General features: G+C 46.7%; 17 protein-coding genes, 2 tRNA genes and 1 pseudogene. 14 read left to right on the top strand and 6 right to left on the bottom strand.

Going from position 1 to position 18286, the window contains the following annotated elements:
• Nucleotides 1–176: 176 nt before the first annotated feature.
• The 5 genes from galE (at nt 177) to gpmA (ending at nt 5396) form a co-directional block, all read left to right on the top strand.
• Nucleotides 177–1193 (top strand): UDP-glucose 4-epimerase GalE, encoded by a 1017-nt coding sequence (galE, locus tag VJY99_RS07125; RefSeq protein WP_324117361.1) that lies wholly within the window; start codon nt 177–179, stop codon nt 1191–1193.
• A 9-nt stretch (nt 1194–1202) separates the two neighbouring features.
• The gene (galT, locus tag VJY99_RS07130; RefSeq protein ID WP_324117362.1) at nt 1203–2249 is read left to right on the top strand and encodes a galactose-1-phosphate uridylyltransferase; all 1047 of its coding nucleotides are present in this window, start codon (nt 1203–1205) and stop codon (nt 2247–2249) included.
• Between the two features lie 2 nt (nt 2250–2251).
• Entirely contained in the window at nt 2252–3400 is a 1149-nt protein-coding gene (gene galK, locus VJY99_RS07135) for a galactokinase (protein ID WP_324117363.1), read from the top strand.
• Nucleotides 3394–4434, top strand: coding sequence for a galactose-1-epimerase (gene galM, locus VJY99_RS07140; protein WP_324117364.1), 1041 nt, complete (start codon nt 3394–3396; stop codon nt 4432–4434). Before galK ends, galM begins: the two co-directional genes overlap by 7 nt.
• A 209-nt stretch (nt 4435–4643) precedes the next feature.
• Nucleotides 4644–5396 (top strand): 2,3-diphosphoglycerate-dependent phosphoglycerate mutase, encoded by a 753-nt coding sequence (gpmA, locus tag VJY99_RS07145; RefSeq protein WP_324117365.1) that lies wholly within the window; start codon nt 4644–4646, stop codon nt 5394–5396.
• Nucleotides 5397–5514: 118 nt separating this feature from the next.
• Here the strand turns inward: gpmA and VJY99_RS07150 are convergent.
• Nucleotides 5515–5708 (bottom strand): annotated as a pseudogene (locus tag VJY99_RS07150) (IS1 family transposase); the annotation flags it as partial.
• A 326-nt stretch (nt 5709–6034) separates the two neighbouring features.
• Between VJY99_RS07150 and VJY99_RS07155 the strand changes: the two are divergent.
• From VJY99_RS07155 to VJY99_RS07185, 7 genes are all read left to right on the top strand, one after another.
• Complete coding sequence (locus VJY99_RS07155; protein WP_324117366.1) at nt 6035–6631, top strand: fimbrial protein; 597 nt, start codon at nt 6035–6037, stop codon at nt 6629–6631.
• A 119-nt stretch (nt 6632–6750) separates the two neighbouring features.
• Entirely contained in the window at nt 6751–7494 is a 744-nt protein-coding gene (locus VJY99_RS07160; protein ID WP_324117367.1) for a fimbrial chaperone, read from the top strand.
• 53 nt (nt 7495–7547) lie between these two features.
• Nucleotides 7548–10178, top strand: coding sequence for an outer membrane usher protein (locus tag VJY99_RS07165; protein ID WP_414641576.1), 2631 nt, complete (start codon nt 7548–7550; stop codon nt 10176–10178).
• Between the two features lie 102 nt (nt 10179–10280).
• Nucleotides 10281–10859 carry a fimbrial protein gene (locus VJY99_RS07170; protein ID WP_324117369.1) on the top strand — a complete coding sequence of 193 codons (579 nt, stop codon included), beginning with the start codon at nt 10281–10283 and terminating at the stop codon, nt 10857–10859.
• Nucleotides 10860–10883: 24 nt separating this feature from the next.
• The gene (locus VJY99_RS07175; protein ID WP_324117370.1) at nt 10884–11459 is read left to right on the top strand and encodes a fimbrial protein; all 576 of its coding nucleotides are present in this window, start codon (nt 10884–10886) and stop codon (nt 11457–11459) included.
• A gap of 9 nt (nt 11460–11468) precedes the next feature.
• A complete protein-coding gene (locus VJY99_RS07180; protein ID WP_324117371.1) occupies nt 11469–12068 on the top strand; it encodes a fimbrial-like protein in 600 nt (199 codons plus the stop codon).
• Nucleotides 12061–13107 carry a fimbrial protein gene (locus tag VJY99_RS07185; RefSeq protein WP_324117372.1) on the top strand — a complete coding sequence of 349 codons (1047 nt, stop codon included), beginning with the start codon at nt 12061–12063 and terminating at the stop codon, nt 13105–13107. The genes VJY99_RS07180 and VJY99_RS07185 overlap by 8 nt, the downstream gene beginning before the upstream one ends.
• Nucleotides 13108–13173: 66 nt before the next feature.
• Here the strand turns inward: VJY99_RS07185 and aroG are convergent, their stop codons facing one another.
• Entirely contained in the window at nt 13174–14226 is a 1053-nt protein-coding gene (gene aroG / locus VJY99_RS07190) for a 3-deoxy-7-phosphoheptulonate synthase AroG (protein ID WP_324117373.1), read from the bottom strand.
• 320 nt (nt 14227–14546) lie between these two features.
• Between aroG and VJY99_RS07195 the strand changes: the two genes are divergently transcribed.
• Complete coding sequence (locus VJY99_RS07195; protein WP_324117380.1) at nt 14547–14927, top strand: YbgS-like family protein; 381 nt, start codon at nt 14547–14549, stop codon at nt 14925–14927.
• 122 nt (nt 14928–15049) lie between these two features.
• Nucleotides 15050–15985: a CDF family zinc transporter ZitB gene (zitB, locus tag VJY99_RS07200; protein WP_324117374.1), complete on the top strand. Its 936-nt coding sequence runs from the start codon at nt 15050–15052 to the stop codon at nt 15983–15985.
• A gap of 1 nt (nt 15986) precedes the next feature.
• On the opposite strand, the gene pnuC is transcribed toward zitB, so the two are convergent.
• The 4 genes from pnuC to VJY99_RS07220 all read right to left on the bottom strand — a co-directional run bounded on the left by pnuC (nt 15987) and on the right by VJY99_RS07220 (nt 18275).
• Nucleotides 15987–16703 (bottom strand): nicotinamide riboside transporter PnuC, encoded by a 717-nt coding sequence (pnuC, locus tag VJY99_RS07205; protein ID WP_324117375.1) that lies wholly within the window; start codon nt 16701–16703, stop codon nt 15987–15989.
• Nucleotides 16704–16746: 43 nt separating this feature from the next.
• Nucleotides 16747–17808 carry a quinolinate synthase NadA gene (nadA, locus tag VJY99_RS07210; RefSeq protein ID WP_324117376.1) on the bottom strand — a complete coding sequence of 354 codons (1062 nt, stop codon included), beginning with the start codon at nt 17806–17808 and terminating at the stop codon, nt 16747–16749.
• Between the two features lie 270 nt (nt 17809–18078).
• Nucleotides 18079–18154: transfer RNA gene (locus tag VJY99_RS07215), tRNA-Lys, on the bottom strand.
• Between the two features lie 45 nt (nt 18155–18199).
• Nucleotides 18200–18275, bottom strand: a tRNA-Lys gene (locus VJY99_RS07220).
• Nucleotides 18276–18286 lie beyond the last annotated feature (11 nt).

Here is an 18286-nt window from a genome sequence, read left to right on the forward strand (position 1 = left end):
TTTCAGACAACCCGCAACATCATGACGGTGACCTTTTGTTTTATAATCATTTTTTACGATGATGTTCGTCTTTAAAACATTAGTGTAAGCGATTCCACTAATTTAGCGCATGTCACACTTTTGACATCTCTGTTATGCTATGTTTATTACATACCATACGCGTAATGGAGAGAAAAATGAGAGTATTGGTAACAGGTGGTAGCGGTTACATTGGTAGTCATACCTGCGTACAACTGCTACAAAATGACCACGACGTCGTCATTCTGGATAATTTGTGCAACAGCAAACGCAGCGTTCTGCCCGTCATTGAACGTCTGAGCGGCAAGAAGCCACTGTTCATTGATGGTGATATTCGTGATGAAGCCCTGCTGGCTGAAATTTTCCACGATCACCAAATTGATGCCGTGATTCATTTTGCTGGCCTAAAAGCGGTCGGCGAATCGGTTAGCAAACCGCTGGAATACTACGACAACAACGTTACTGGCACATTGCGCCTGATTTCTGCCATGCGCGCAGCCAATGTCACCAACTTCATCTTCAGTTCTTCCGCCACAGTGTATGGTGACCAACCCCAAATCCCTTATGTTGAAAACTTCCCGACTGGCACACCTGCAAGCCCTTACGGCCGCAGTAAGTTAATGGTTGAACAGATTCTGGCTGACCTGCAAAAAGCGCAGCCGAACTGGAGCGTAGCGCTGTTGCGTTACTTCAACCCAGTTGGCGCACATCCATCAGGTGATATGGGTGAAGACCCACAAGGTATTCCAAACAATCTGATGCCGTACATCGCGCAGGTTGCTGTTGGGCGTCGTGATTCACTGGCCGTCTTTGGGAATGATTATCCAACCGAAGACGGTACTGGCGTGCGCGACTACATTCACGTAATGGATCTCGCTGATGGTCACGTGGCCGCGATGCAAACGCTACAAGACAAACCGGGCGTACATATTTACAACCTCGGCGCAGGCATTGGTAGCAGCGTGCTGGACGTGATCAACGCTTTTAGCACCGCTTGTGGAAAATCAGTGAATTATCACTTCGCCCCGCGTCGTGATGGTGATCTCCCGGCTTACTGGGCCGATGCCACAAAAGCCGACCAAGAACTTAACTGGCGTGTCAGCCGTACTCTGCAAGAAATGGCAGATGATACCTGGCGCTGGCAGTCTCGCCACCCTCAAGGTTATCCAGACTAAGGAAATGTGATGGAGCAGTTTAACCCGGTGGATCATCCACATCGCCGTTTTAACCCACTGACCGGACAATGGATTCTGGTGTCTCCGCATCGTGCTAAGCGCCCATGGCAAGGGGCGCAGGAAACACCGTCAAATGAAACGTTACCGGCCCATGATCCGGATTGTTTCTTGTGTCCTGACAATACACGCGTAACCGGCGATAAAAATCCGCAATATACCGGCACTTTTGTTTTTACGAATGATTTTGCCGCGTTGATGACGGACACCCCCGATGCGCCTGAAAGCAGCGATCCGCTTTTACGTTGTGAAAGCGCACGCGGCACCAGCCGGGTTATCTGTTTCTCACCGGATCACAGTAAAACATTGCCACAGCTTTCAGTGCCAGCACTGGAAGAAGTGGTAAAAACCTGGCAAGAACAGACCGCGGATTTAGGGAAAACCTATCCGTGGGTACAGGTTTTTGAGAATAAAGGTGCGGCCATGGGCTGCTCCAACCCGCATCCACACGGCCAGGTTTGGGCAAACAGCTTCCTGCCAAATGAAGTGGCACGTGAGGATGTGCTGCAGCGTGAGTACTTCGCGGAAATGGGTTCACCGATGTTGGTCGACTACGTAGAGCGCGAACTCAAAGACGGCAGCCGCACAGTCGTCGAAACAGAACATTGGATTGCCGTGGTGCCTTATTGGGCTGCCTGGCCGTTCGAAACGCTGCTGCTGCCAAAAGCGCATGTTCTGCGTATCACTGACCTGACAACTGAACAGAGTCGTGATTTAGCGCTCGCGCTGAAAAAACTAACCAGCCGCTATGACAACCTTTTCCAGTGCTCATTCCCCTATTCCATGGGCTGGCACGGCGCCCCGTTTAACGGAGAGGAAAATGGTCATTGGCAGTTGCATGCTCACTTCTATCCGCCACTGCTGCGTAGCGCAACAGTGCGTAAATTTATGGTCGGCTATGAAATGCTGGCTGAAACCCAACGTGATTTAACCGCAGAGCAAGCCGCAGAACGCTTGCGTGCCGTTTCCGATACTCACTTTCGCCAATCCGGAGAGTAAAAATGAGTCTGAAAGATAATACCCAACACATCTTCGCCGAACAATTTGGTTATCCGGCGACCCATGCGATTCAGGCTCCGGGCCGCGTTAACCTGATTGGCGAGCACACCGATTACAACGACGGTTTTGTGCTGCCTTGTGCAATCGACTACCAGACGGTTATCAGTTGTGCTAAGCGTGATGATCGGATGGTGCGAGTGATTGCCGCGGATTATGACAATCAAACCGATGAGTTCTCTCTGGATAAACCGATTCTGAGCCACGACACGCAACAGTGGTCAAACTATGTGCGCGGCGTGGTTAAACATCTACAAAAGCGTGATAAAAACGTTGGCGGTGCCGATTTAGTGATCAGCGGTAACGTGCCACAAGGCGCGGGACTAAGCTCATCGGCTTCACTTGAAGTGGCCGTAGGTACGGTGTTCCAGAAGCTGTACCACTTGTCACTCGATGGCTCACAAATTGCGTTAAATGGCCAGGAAGCAGAAAACCAGTTTGTTGGCTGTAACTGCGGCATCATGGATCAGCTGATTTCTGCGCTGGGCAAAAAAGATCATGCGTTGCTGATCGATTGCCGCACGCTCGGCACCAAAGCGGTTTCAATGCCAAAAGGCGTGGCCGTTGTCATCATCAACAGTAACTTCAAACGCACTCTGGTGGGCAGCGAATACAACACCCGCCGCCAGCAATGCGAAACGGGTGCGCGCTTCTTTACTCAGAAAGCGTTGCGTGACGTGGAGCTGTCCAGATTCAACGTTGTGGCACATGAACTTGATCCCATTGTCGCTAAGCGTGTACGCCACGTACTGACTGAAAATATCCGCACCGTTGAAGCCGCCGATGCGTTGGCAAAAGGCGATTTACAACGTATGGGTGTATTGATGGCTGAATCTCACGCCTCAATGCGTGACGACTTCGAAATCACCGTACCGCAAATCGATACATTAGTTGAAATCGTGAAAGCGACAATCGGCGATAAAGGTGGCGTGCGCATGACCGGCGGTGGCTTCGGTGGTTGTATCGTGGCGCTTATCCCTGAAGATATGGTTCCTGCTGTGCAACAAGCGGTCGCAAAACAGTACGAAGCCAAAACTGGCATCAAAGAGACTTTCTATGTCTGCAAAGCTTCGGAGGGCGCAGGCCAATGCTAAAAGAAACGCCACAGCTCGCACCTGACGGGCAGCCCTTCCGCATCTCCACCCTGCGCAACAACGCAGGCTTGGTTGTCTCAGTCATGGACTGGGGCGCTACCCTGCTGTCGTGCCGTGTGCCGATGAAAGATGGAAGCGTGCGCGAAACGTTGCTCGGCTGCGAAACGCCAGAAGATTATCTGAATCAATCGGCTTATCTTGGGGCCACGGTTGGGCGCTATGCCAACAGGATTGCCAACAGCGAGTTTAGCCGTGATGGCGTAACCGTTAGTGTGACAGCAAACCAAGGGGCTCATCAGTTACATGGCGGGCCTGACGGCTTCGACAAACGTCGCTGGCGTATCGTGCGTCAAAACGAACACGAAGTGCTGTACACCCTGGATTCCCAGGACGGTGACCAAGGTTTTCCTGGCGAGTTGCGCGCAACAGCACGCTATGCACTCACCGAAGATAACTGCATCACCGTTGAGTTTCGCGCCAAAACCAGCAAAGTGTGCCCGGTGAATCTGACCAATCACGCCTACTTCAACCTTGATGGCCAGCAGAACGATATCCGTCAACATCGCCTGCAAATTCTGGCTGATAGCTATTTGCCTGTCGACAGCAGCGGCATTCCGCAGGCCGGGCTTAAAGATGTAGAAGGCACCAGCTTTGATTTCCGCACGGTGAAAACCATTGCCGATGATTTCCTGAGTGACAACGACCAGGTGCTGGTAAAAGGCTATGACCATGCGTTCTTGTTACAAGCGCAGGGCGATGCCAGCCAACCCGCAGCACACCTCTGGTCGAGCGATAATCAACTGCAAATGACGGTCTACACGACTGCCCCAGCATTACAGTTTTACAGCGGTAATTATCTGGAAGGGACACCGGCTCGGGAGCAAGGCACTTACAGCGCTTATCAAGGCCTGGCGCTGGAAAGTGAGTTCCTGCCTGACAGCCCGAATCATCCAGAATGGCCACAACCCGATTGCTGGTTACAGCCTAATGATGAATATCTAAGCATTACAGAATACGAGTTCATTCCGCTTTAAGTTTCTCGCCCTCCTCCAGGGAGGGCGATTCTTATTCGAATCGCTGGATTTCCCGCCATTTAGCGACAAAAATATAACAACCGTTCACATCCACCTTACACTAAACACTCTTTTTCGCTATGTTAAACGATTACCATTGCCGCTCGTCCCTTTACGGCAATATAATGATAATCGTTATCATTAATCGCAGGCTTATTAAGGAGTAAACTATGGCTGTTACTAAGCTGGTTCTGGTTCGTCACGGTGAAAGCCAGTGGAACAACGAAAACCGCTTCACTGGTTGGTATGACGTTGATCTGTCTGAGAAAGGTGAAACTGAAGCGAAAGCTGCAGGTAAATTGCTGAAAGACGAAGGCTACTCCTTCGACTTTGCTTACACTTCTGTGCTGAAACGTGCCATTCATACCCTGTGGAACATCCTCGATGAACTGGACCAGGCCTGGCTGCCGGTTGAAAAATCCTGGAAACTGAATGAGCGTCACTACGGTGCATTGCAGGGTCTGAACAAAGCTGAAACCGCAGAAAAATACGGTGATGAGCAAGTTAAACAATGGCGTCGTGGCTTTGCAATAACCCCTCCAGAACTGACTCGTGATGACGAACGTTTCCCGGGCCATGACCCGCGTTATGCAAGCCTGACCGATAAAGAGCTGCCGGTCACTGAAAGCCTGGCGCTGACTATTGATCGCGTTATCCCTTACTGGAACGAAACCATTCTGCCACGCATGAAAAGCGGCGAGCGCGTCATTGTTGCGGCTCACGGTAACTCCCTGCGTGCACTGGTTAAATTCCTTGATAACCTGGGCGAAGACGAAATTCTTGAGCTGAATATCCCAACTGGCGTACCGTTGGTGTATGAGTTTGACGAGAACTTCAAACCGCTGAAGCGCTACTATCTGGGCAATGCTGATGAAATCGCAGCAAAAGCCGCAGCGGTAGCAAACCAGGGTAAAGCGAAGTAATAAACTCTGTTACAGTACCCGTAGCTGCAAAATAGAAGCAATACATACACAATAAGGCAGGAATTAGTTCATCTGATTCCTGCCTTATATTTGGTGATGACGCAGACACGTTGTCATGATGCCTTTTGATATAAGTGCCAATAACCTTCTCATCAAATTTCACTAAACGTGAATAGCATATTATGCTACGTGCCAGACGCTTAATGGGTATGTGTAAATCTCTATTCGCTGCGTAAATATCTTTCCCACCAGGTGGATTTCTGACGGGACTTCACGTGCATAGCTTCCCCAGTCATCCGTGGTAATAAAACCCTGCTTTTCCCGTCCCATGTTTACGAATGGGTTCAGTCTGTTAGCAGTACCAGTAATAAACTTCAATTGTGACTGTCATGGCAGATCCTGAAAAACGGAGAGTTTATTGCATTCACGCTTGAGCGCCATGACCTTATATTTTATATAACTTTATTTCTAATCATTGATGCCGCAAATATCATAATTAAGATAACTGTAGGAACCACTTTAATTATCTTAATGAGTGATTAAGTTTAATAACATCACATATCCATTATAATTTCTTTGGCTTTAATATATTTATCAGAGGCATGAGCCTCGAGGTATATAGCCAGGGCTATGATTCAATGAAAAATAATTTTAGAGGGATGCTTAAAATGAAATTTAATATTTCTGTTGTATTGCTGGCAATGAGTGCTTTTTCTACCCAAGCAGCAACCGATCTGGGCTTAGTGACGTTTGACGGCGCAGTGACAGATACAACCTGTAAAGTCACCACTAATAACGGTTTGGATGCTCACAACGTGACTATTTCTATGCCCATTGTAACAAAAGCAGCAGTATTAGATGGCACCGCTGCAAGCAAAGAGTTTGAACTGAAGTTATCAGAATGTGAAGAAACGCTGACTGCGGCAAAAATTTCATTTACTTCTCAACAGTTTGCTGAACTTTCTACCGGTACTTTGAAACCAGATGCAACGGTTTCTGGTGCAGCCGAAAACGTTAACATCGCCCTGTTTAATAACGGTAATGGTTCAACCAACCAAGTGAAAATTGGCGATCCTGCAGATGCTTCCCAGGAATTAGATCTGAGTGAAACCAACGGTGGTGTATTTGCATATAAAGCAAAATATGTTCCAAGTGCGGATATGAATGCCACCAGCAATCCTATTATTGCAGGTAAAGTTAATACCAATGCAACCTTTACTCTAGCTTACGAGTAATTTTTCATAGTATTAATTGTTAGCAGCATGTCGAAAACGGCATGCTGTATTTCCATGAGTTGTCTAAAAATGGCGTCTCTGCATTCGCCATTTTCGCCTAAAACAACCTCGAGAACCTGATGAGTAAAAGTATGCTTACTAAAAAAACATTCATGCCTATTTTAGGTTTACTCAGTGGCTTGCTGATGTCCTCAATGAGTCATGCCGACATCGTTATTTCAGGTACACGTGTAATTTATCCTTCAGAACAACAAAACGTCACCATAAAACTTGAAAACCGTGGAGAAAAACCCTTATTAGTTCAGTCATGGCTTGACGATGGCCGTGAGAATGTTAATCCACAAGAGCTAAACATCCCATTTTTAGTCACACCGCCCGTTTCACGTATTGAACCGTCTAAAGGCCAGACCATCAAGGTCACCTATTTAGGTAATGCGCTCCCGCAAAATAAAGAGAGCATATTTTGGTTTAACGTCCTGGAGATACCGCCAAAAGCCAATAACGCTGCCGATCAAAATCTCCTTCAATTGGCTTTTCGCACACGCATCAAGCTGTTTTATCGCCCTGAAGGTTTAAAAGGCAATCCTGCCGATGCGGCGAAAACGCTTACCTGGAAAGCAAAAGCGGACGGCAAAAACGTTTATGTTGAGGTCAATAATCCTTCGCTGTTCCATGTTTCCTTTAGCAGTGCTTCCCTTCTGAATGGGAAGAGTAAATACGCTATTGAAACAGCAATGCTAAAACCCGGTGAAAATCAGTCCTTTAAGGTGCAAGGCTTAAGCTCGATGCCTACGGGCGCAAAGATTGAATATGACGTTATTAATGATTTTGGCGGATCGATAAAGAACGAAATTCAGCTTTAAAACGCCACAACTTCGCATCTTTTATTCTGAAATGGAATTTCATCACCGTGAAAGTGCCTGCAAACCGTTCCCAGTTACTTCTGCTTAGCTGCGTGCTGCTGCCGATATATGTCAGCGCAGAAGAAAAAAAGGTGGCTCCGGCGCCTGAAGTCGTGACGTTTAACGATCAATTTTTGTTCCATACGGGCAGCGGCGGGAAAATAGATGTCGATCGTTTTACTAAAGGCAACCCCGTTTTACCCGGAGTTTACAGTGTTACTGTCTACATTAACGATCGAGCAGAATTTAGCGGCAACCTCCTTTTTAAGGATACCGGTACTGAAATAGCGTCACCTTGTATAACGTACAAGTTATTGAAGCAGTTGAAACTTGAGGATAGTGAGAGCAACAGCATTGCGACCAATCTGGATGATGAATCAATCTGTTATGACTTGAATACACTTTATCCGGGTGCACAGCTCAGTTTTGACAGTACCGATCAGCGTCTGAATATTACATTGCCACAAATTTATCTATCCAAACTGCCACGCGATTATGTCGATCCTAGCCTGTGGGATAGCGGTATTAATGCGGCCATGTTTTCCTGGGATCTCAACGCCTACAGTTCAACTAATAATGGTGATTCGTCTCAAAGTCTGTATGCGGGCCTGAACTATGGTATCAACCTGGGTGCCTGGCGGTTTCGCTCCCGTGGTTCTGCGCACTGGTCGGATGATGAAAGTGGAGACTACGATCATCAGGACCTTTTCTTGCAGCGTGATATTCCGTCACTAAAGTCGCAGTTTGTCATCGGGGACACTTACACCAACGGTGATACGTTTGATTCGATAAGCCTGCGTGGCGTTCGTTTATACAGCGACGATCGAATGAAACCTGGCTCGACTAACGGTTATGCCCCAATAGTACGCGGTGTGGCGAACAGTAACGCGAAGGTGACCATTCGTCAGAATGAGAATGTTATTTATGAAAATACCGTTCCCCCTGGACCATTCGCCATTACGGACTTAAACCCGACAGGATACGGCACCGATTTAGAAGTCACGGTTGAAGAGTCCGATGGAAGTAAAAGTTACTTTTCAGTGCCATTTTCATCAGTTGCGCAATTGTTACGCCCCGGCGATGCTCGCTGGGATCTCGGCATTGGTGAACTCAATGAGGATACCGGGAGTGAAAAAACGCGTGTTGTTACCGCTACGGGATATTACGGCCTGAATAATATTTTCACGGGGTATTCAGGGTTTGAATATACAGATACTGATTATTACGCGGCTTTACTCGGTATCGCGGTAAATACCTCTGCCGGGGCATTTGCTTTTGATGTTACTCATTCACATGCTGAATTTGATGATGAAGGTGCGCTAGAAGGGCAAAGTTTTCGCCTGACATATAGCAAATTACTTGAAATTACCGACACTTCACTGAACGTCGCGGCTTACCGCTTCTCAACCGAAAACTACTTTAGTCTCCAGGATGCTGCGTTGCTGAGAAATGATATGAGTGAATCCGAGGATGGAGACACTGAACATTCTAAGCAAGATTTTGAGCGCGAAAAAAATGAGATCCAGATAAATATTAACCAGCCGTTACGAAACGGGGATAGTGATTATGGTTCCGTCTATCTGACAGGCAGCTGGCAAGATTATTGGGGCAGCAACAAAACAACATCACAATATTCGTTAGGCTACAGCAACTCATTTAGTTGGGTCAGTTACAACATTTCATTACAACGAGCCTATAACGAATGGGGAGAAGAAGACGATAGAGCTTATATTAGCTTAAGCATCCCTTTGAACAGGCTTTTAGGACACGATACTCTGCAGGGTGGTTTCAACACGCTTAACACGTCGGCAAGTACAGATTTCAAGGGGAATAACCAGACAGATATCTCGGTTGGTGGCAATACTGCAGATAATCGTTTCAGTTATAGTGTGAATGCTTCGCTGTCACAGTCCGACTCAGGAAACCTTCAGCAAATTGGGGGTTATGGTACCTACAATAGTCCATGGGGTCCGTTTAGCGGCTCCGCATCGGTGAATGGCGATAATGGCCAACAATATTCTTTAGGTAATAGCGGTGGCATGATCCTGCATAGCGGCGGCATAACACTGACTCCTGGTAATTTGGGTGTCAACAGCACGGTTGCACTGGTTAATGCTAAAGGTGCAGCGGGAGCGAAAATGAATAGCGGTGAAGGGAAAATTGATGCCAATGGTTATGCCGTTATGCCATGGCTTTCGCCTTATCAGGAAAACAGCGTTGGTTTGAATATTGATACACTTGAAAATGATATTGAAATGGAAAATACCAGTACCACAACCATTCCACGTGATGGTGCAGTTGTACTTGTGAACTTTGCAACCGATGAGGGGCGTTCAGTTTTACTGGAATTAATACGTTCTGATAAAGGGTTCATCCCTCTTGGCGCTGATGTGTATGACAGTAAAAATAACCTGGTAGGAAGTGTCGGACAAGCTGGACGTGCTTGGGTACGGGGTATAGATCAAACAGGAGTATTAAACGTGAGATGGGGGCGTGCTTCAGATGAACAATGCCAGGTTAATTACCTGATCCCGCCACAACCGCAAACAATTGGCAAATCAATATTTTTAAAAAACCAGGAATGTAAAATTATACCCAATGAGTTTAACGTTGCTGGGAAACAGAAAGATAACGAGTCCCAATGAGTTTAGTCAACAGATGAATGAGCGTAGCCAATACACCTTTCACCTAAAGGATAACGGGCATAACAATGAAACCATTACTGGAGAATAAATCAGGATTTTATTATGAGAGAAATAGACAAAAAATTCATACTGATATTCATATTATCTTGCGTCAGCACATCATCATTATACGCACAGAATATAGACGTTAATTTCACTGCAACAATTCGTGAGACTACCTGTGATATGCGGATAACGGGAGGTACTGGTGATGGAAAAAACAATACCATCCCCATTGGTGGAAGTGGGGGGAAAACTTCATTGGATAAAATTATTTCTGAAGATGCTAGTGTAAGCGCTCCTTTTTCTCTGGATATTATCACCTGCCCATCCAGTATTAGCACACTGAAAACAACCGTTAGCGGAACGCAATCCAATTATAATGATAAAGCAATAACAAATGGTTTAACAGGAACAGGGGCATCTACATATGTTGGGGTTACCCTTTCCCGTAGCAGTGGAGGTGACGCATTTACCATCAATGCAACAGACGATCCACATCGGATAGTGTGGACCAATGACGAGATTAAAAATAAAAAGAAAGTCGATTTGGTTGCACAATTAGTACCAACATATGGCGGCGATAAAACGACTCCCGGTGATTTCAGCGCAGTAGCAACATTTAACTTTACTTATGATTAATAACTCAAGGATAAGAGAATAATAATGAACAAACAATCAAATAAGTCACTGCTTCTGAGCTTAGCACTATTAATGCTTCCGATGTCCCTGGCTGTTTTTGCCATTGAAGGTACACCGAGCCTGACCGCGACACTGACGTCCACTATAGAAGCGGGTACGTGTAACGCCCGGATTAAAGACAATACCGGAGCCACTACATCGACTATTAGTTTTGGTGATGTATTTAAATCTGATTTGGAACGTAAAACCCGTCAGGAGAATTTCCAATTATCCTTCAGCGAATGCTCTGGTGTACATGGAGCACTGGTCACTACACAGATTGCTGGAAGTTGCTCAGGGGCTAACGCAAATGGCACTTCCTATCCGAATGCGGGAGGTACATCTACAGGTGCCGCAGTGGAAATCTGGAATGGACAACCGGATTCTGGCACAGAATTTAGCTGTAATACTCGAACCACCGCGCAAGATATTTCGATTTCAGGTGGAACTAAAGATGTCAGTATGAGTGCAAGAATGGTCGTTGCTAATGGACAAACAGCAAGCGATATCACGGCTGGAACATTTCAGGCCCCAGTGACATTCGTTATCACGTATCGATAGGACTTCAATATGCTTTTTTCTCAGCATTGCAGATCAAGGGCTGCATACTTATTAAGCTTTTTATTGTCAGGGCTATTTTCTTCACTCTGCAATGCTGATATGGATGTTAATCTAACAGCTAATATCATTAACAACACCTGTTATATATCGGTTGATAATAATGGAAACATCAATATGCCTATTGTAAGTACAGGTTATTTTAACGCTCGCGGTAACCCTCCATCACCACTGATGCCGACCGATACCGCAGGTGGAACGCCTTTTAATATCAAGGTCGATGATTGTGAAGACTGGAGTAAAGGTAATGCCAATCGCCTGCATTTTAAATTTAGGCCACAGTCAGGCACCTTCCCTCCCGAATCAAGGCAAGTATTTATTAATGAAGCCAGTGGCGGGGCAAATAATGTTGGCGTAGTAATCTTTTCTGATACTACTAATAAAAATGTTTTAAACCCAGATGGTTCATCAGACGTAATCTATAACGTGGAAGATAAGACCTCTTCACAATATTTAACGAATTATACATTTTATGCACGTTATCAAAACACAGGTCCAGCGTCAGCAGGAAGAGTGACCTCAAATGTTTTAGTGAGCGTAGTCTATGATTAATTACTTAAAATGTTCAGTAACCACACCTATAATTCTGAGCGTGATAATTTTGATTTTTTATTCAAACATAAGTATAGCAAAAGACTGTGAACTTGAGGGTTCGTTGGACCCTATGATTAGCGTAAGCAACACAACGCCTATTAGTTTTCGCGCCAAAGTCGCCAGCACAGTAGAGTTATATCGTTGGGATTATGATCAGAATATTTATTCACGCTGTGGTCGAGGAAATGATGGAAATGACATCTATACAAAACGTTCCAGTAATTTTGCCACGGTAGGTTCATACTCTAATAAAGGTCTATTCGAAACCAATATACCGGGTATTGTTTATTCTTTGCAGGCAGAAACAACCGGAGGGTCGCATCCTGGGGGGGCTATATCGGCTGATTCCAGAGAATTAAGTTGGGCTGGTGGGAGTTTTGATCAACTTGATGATTCAAAATGGCGCATTTCTATTATTCTTTACCAGATGCCATCCTATAATGGGGTTCCCACAGGAATTTCAAGCATTAAACTCAAACAAACTGGTTATATCGGTTATTTGCGGGTAGGTGGAGAACAACACCACGCAGCAGATATTACTATGGTTAGTATGGATGTCCCGATTGTGGTACCGACATGTACCTCTCTAATTTCTTCAGTAGGATCTGGCAATGTAAATTTGAAGGATTATGATGTAGCAGATATAACAAATCACAAAACAGAGATAGTCCCTTTCACACTCACCGCCTCGCAGTGTTCCAACGTCACGCGGTTTACCACAAAACTGACCACACACTCCGCTTACAATGGTTTGTTGGGTAATAATTCATCTGCATCGCTTAAAGCGAGAGGTGTAGGTGTTTATATTACGGCGCCGAATGAGAGCCAACTTCTGGCAAATAACAGTAATTCCCAGTATGTCGATACTCCAGGCACAATGCCAGGCTCGAGAACCTTTGAGTATCAGGCGCAATTAGTGGCGACTGGAGAGAGTGGTGTTGCGGTTTCGGCTGGGGAGTTTAAAGCGACCGGGACGTTTTCGCTAACGTATGAATAGAAAGGTGTCATTAGATTGTCAGGTGCTGCCAGAAAATCACTGGCAGCGCCTGTTTATCAATGATGCTTAGCCGCGACGAGTTTTCACGGCATCCGCTAGCTGGCGCAACACAATTTCAGTATCTTCCCAGCCGATACATGCATCGGTCACGCTCTTGCCGTAAACCAACGGTTCGCCGCTTTCCAGGTTCTGATTGCCTTCAACAAGATGACTTTCGATCATCACACCAGTAATGGCTTTATCGCCACCAGCGATTTGCTGGCAAACATCGGCACCAACTTCCATTTGTTTCTTAAACTGCTTGCTGCTGTTGGCATGGCTGAAATCAATCATCACCTGTGCAGGCAAGCCAGCCTTCACCAAATCCGCTTTAACCTGAGCGACGTGTGCCGCACTGTAGTTTGGCTCTTTACCGCCACGCAGTATGATATGGCAGTCGCCATTCCCGCTGGTCGTCACAATGGCAGAATGACCCCATTTCGTCACCGACAGGAAGCTGTGTGGTGCGCCAGCGGCGTTGATGGCGTCAATCGCCACTTTCATTGTGCCATCTGTGCCATTTTTGAAGCCAACTGGACATGACAAGCCTGATGCCAGTTCACGGTGAACCTGAGATTCTGTAGTACGTGCACCAATGGCACCCCAGCTCATCAAGTCCGCCAGATACTGCGGGGTAATCATATCTAAGAACTCACCCGCAGCAGGCAGACCGGAGTCATTGATATCGACCAACAACTTACGAGCAATACGCAGGCCATCGTTGATTTGGAAGCTGTTATCCATTTGCGGATCGTTGATGAGGCCTTTCCAGCCTACTGTAGTGCGTGGCTTTTCGAAGTAAACACGCATCACGATTTCCAGCTCGCCTTGCAGTTCTTCACGCAGTGTCAGTAAGCGGGCGCCATACTCTTTTGCCGATTTAATGTCGTGAATTGAGCAAGGGCCGATGACAACCAGCAGGCGATCATCATTTCCTTTCAGAATTTTATGAATCGCTTTGCGAGCGCCAGATACCGTTGCGGCTGCTTTTTCAGTGGCAGGGAATTTTTCGAACAGCGCTACTGGAGGCAAAAGTTCGTTAATTTCTTTGATACGTAAGTCGTCGTTCTGATAATTCATGAGATTTCCGGGAATGGCCTTTAGATTTAGCTTAGTTGCAATCCCTTCAATCTATCGCTTCAAGCCTGAAGTGTAAACGGGCTTTTACACTTCAGGCGGAATATTCCTGGAAATGGCCTAAAAGCGGTCAATAAATGGTAAAAACTCGGTTTCCCACTACAATTTTTAATTGTTAACACCAAAAAGTAGCAATTTAGCAAAATTGTATTCTGATTAGATTCTCAAGGTTGGTAGGTATCACCGATATAAATAATTTAATCAGGATCAAACCCGTGCACTGTTGGAAGAAGTTATCCAGCAATAACGACCATAACAGGAGCATCATGATGACTAAATTAACCACTCTTTTCCTGACAGCAACCCTTACCCTTGCCAGCGGTGCAGCGTTGGCTGCCGATACAACAAGTGGTATGAATAATGGCCAGGCTAATGCCAGCGCTGAAGCAGGCCAGGTCGCCCCTGACGCGAATCAAAACATCGCGCCCAAAGGCCTTGATAACAGCAATATCAACAACGGCGGCACCATGCTCCATCCAAATGACTCAACCATTAATAGCGGGTTGACCAGCGAGAGCATGACCAAAGATGAAATTCATAAAAACTCGATGTGTAAAGACGGTAAATGCCCAGATACTAACCAAAAGGTTGAAACCGGTAGCGGCGATGATGTGAACAAGAAAGTGGACGGAACTTCACAGTAAAATCGGCCCGGTAAAAACCCAGGGGAGCTTAGGCTCTCCTTTTTTATGAGTTTTATTCAATAAGTTAATCAACTTTAGTGGTTATAATTAGCGCATTATTGCTTATCAGATACAGAGAATCCATGGCGCACACACATCAACATTCCTCAGGTAATTCTAACTCCAAACGTCTGTTTTGGGCGTTTACCATCACAGCGCTATTTATGGTGGCTGAAGTCATCGGTGGTGTGATGTCGGGGTCGCTTGCCTTGCTTGCTGATGCGGGACATATGCTAACTGATGCGGCAGCGTTGCTGGTCGCGTTAATGGCAGTGCAATTTGCCCGTCGTCCACCGAATGCCCGTCATACCTTCGGCTGGATGAGGCTGACCACGCTTGCCGCATTTGTCAATGCGATTGCCCTGGTGGTGATTACGATTTTGATCGTTTGGGAAGCGATAGTGCGTTTTTATCACCCACAGCCCATCGCCGGTTGGACGATGCTGATCATTGCTTTTGCAGGGTTACTGGCGAATCTTTTTTCGTTCTGGATTTTGCATCGCGGAAATGAAGAGAAAAATATCAACGTGCGTGCTGCGGCTCTGCATGTGTTGGGGGATTTATTAGGTTCGGTCGGTGCCATCGCCGCAGCGATGATTATTTTATGGACCAACTGGACGCCAATTGACCCTATTCTCTCAATTCTGGTTTCATGCCTGGTACTGCGCAGCGCGTGGAATTTACTCAAAGAGAGCGTTAATGAACTGCTTGAGGGCGCGCCCAACGCCATTGATATTCCCTTACTGCAACGCAAGTTAGTCAGAACAATTCCTGAGGTCCGCAACGTTCACCACGTGCATATCTGGCTGGTTGGTGAGAAACCGCTAATGACACTGCATGTTCAGGTGGTTCCACCGCACGATCACGACGCTCTGCTGGAACGCATCCACCATTTTCTAAAAGATGAATATCAGATTGAACATGCGACGGTACAAATGGAGTATCAGATTTGCCACGGTCAGGACTGTGATTTAAATGAGCATGACCATCACAGCCATGCCCATCATCACCACCACTAATTTAAGACAAGGCGCGTGAGCCGCGTTCTCGCGCACTGTTGATCCACATGCGGCTACCGTTAAGCGCAATAAACGTCAAGATCAGATATTCGAGTGACATTGCGTAGACACCCTGCAAGGCAAAGATAACCACGCTGATAATGTTAATAATCACCCACAGCAGCCAGTTTTCGACGTATTTGCGAGTCATCAGAATCATCGCCACAATCGACAGCACCATCATGCAGGAGTCCCAGAACGGGAACGCATCGGGCTGAAGTTCCGGCATCGTCACATTCAGGCCAAGTGCTTGCATCACGGAAACGGCCGTTCGGGTCAGGAAAGCAAAGACCGGATCAATAAACACCGTCATCAACCCAATTGCCCCCACACAGACGGCAACCCAGGCGAATGCTTTGGGCAAGGGTAACCAGCGAATAGAGAGAGCAGCCTGATTATCGCTCGTCTGCCTTGACCATGCATACCAACCGTAAATATTGGCCGCAAAGAAAAACAGCTGCAGCAATAGGCTCGCGTAGAGTTGGATTTGGAAGAAAATAATCGCAAACAGCGTGACGTTAATTAAACCGAATGCGTAATTGCTGATTTTTTCTAAACTCGCCAACCAGATACATAGCAAACCTGCCAGGGTACCAATCGCTTCAATCCACGATAAATCATACCCGCCAGTCCCGATGGGAATGTGGACCAAAATGTTCTGCGTGCTTAAAAAATCCATATTCGCCTCCTGAAGGTATTCCCCAAAAACGGGGATAAAATCCTTACGCGTTACCTTTAATATTGCGGCGTAATTGGGCAGCAAAGTCGAGCATTCGATTTAAAGGCACCAGCGCGCCCTCACGCAACGCAGCATCAACATGAATCTCATGTTCCGCACCACCGTGTTCCAGTCCCTCAGCGATGGCTTTAAGGCCGTTCATCGCCATCCACGGACAATGGGCACAGGTACGACAGGTCGCCCCCTCGCCTGCGGTAGGAGCTTCAAACAACTCTTTATCCGGACACGCCTGCTGCATTTTGTAGAAAATACCGCGGTCGGTCGCCACGATAAGCTGCTTATTTGGTAATGCCTGAGCGGCTGCAATAAGCTGGCTGGTAGAACCGACAGCATCTGCCAAATCCACCACCGCTTGCGGCGATTCAGGGTGTACCAGAATTGCGGCATCCGGATAGAGCGCTTTCATGCGCGTTAATGCCTGAGTTTTAAACTCGTCATGCACAATACATGCGCCCTTCCAGCACAACACGTCTGCGCCAGTTTGCTTTTGTACATAACTTCCAAGATGTTTATCAGGTGCCCAAATGATCTTCTCGCCAAGACTGTCGAGATGTTCAATTAATTCAACCGCAATACTTGATGTCACGACCCAATCGGCACGCGCTTTTACCGCTGCGGAAGTATTAGCATAGACCACCACTGTACGATCAGGATGTTGATCGCAGAAGGCGTTAAATTCTTCGATTGGGCAACCGAGATCTAAAGAACATTCTGCGTTCAGAGTGGGCATCAGAATGGTTTTTTCCGGGCTCAGGATTTTTGCGGTTTCACCCATGAAGCGAACCCCTGCCACCAACAGTGTGGTTGCGGGATGATTTGCCCCAAAGCGAGCCATCTCCAGGGAATCAGAGATGCAGCCCCCCGTCTCTTCAGCCAGAGCCTGGATTTCAGGGTCGGTATAGTAGTGAGCCACCATCACAGCGTTCCGCTCTTTCAGCAGACGTTTGATTTTCTCGCGGTAGAATTGCTTTTCATCCGCGCTCAAAGGCAGTGGTTTAGGTGGGAATGGGTAAATTGCTGTTTCTGGATCAAACATTACGCTCATAGTGCTTTCTCGTTTTCCTGACTTAACTAAATCAGCCCTATTCTGGCTAATCACGACCAGAAACGGCTAAGATTGTTTTATATGCTAAACAAGATAACGAATTATGGCTGGATTGTCGTGAGGAATTTAGCGTCAGATACAACTAAGGTTGTGCCTGAGTATAAATTTGGTGGGGCCCGCAGTCAGCATCAGGTTCACTCCGTGCCAAACAACTGCGTGCACAAACTACAGATAGCAAAAAGGCGCCTTTAGGGCGCCTTTCTACATTATTGGTGGGGCGTGCAGGATTCGAACCTGCGACCAATTGATTAAAAGTCAACTGCTCTACCAACTGAGCTAACGCCCCGCGGTGCGGTTACTGCTTATATCAAAAATACTTTCACTCAAAGAGTGGTGGGGCGTGCAGGATTCGAACCTGCGACCAATTGATTAAAAGTCAACTGCTCTACCAACTGAGCTAACGCCCCGCAATGCGGTT

The sequence above is a fragment of the Buttiauxella sp. genome, assembly GCF_035271705.1.
Lineage (GTDB): Bacteria > Pseudomonadota > Gammaproteobacteria > Enterobacterales > Enterobacteriaceae > Buttiauxella.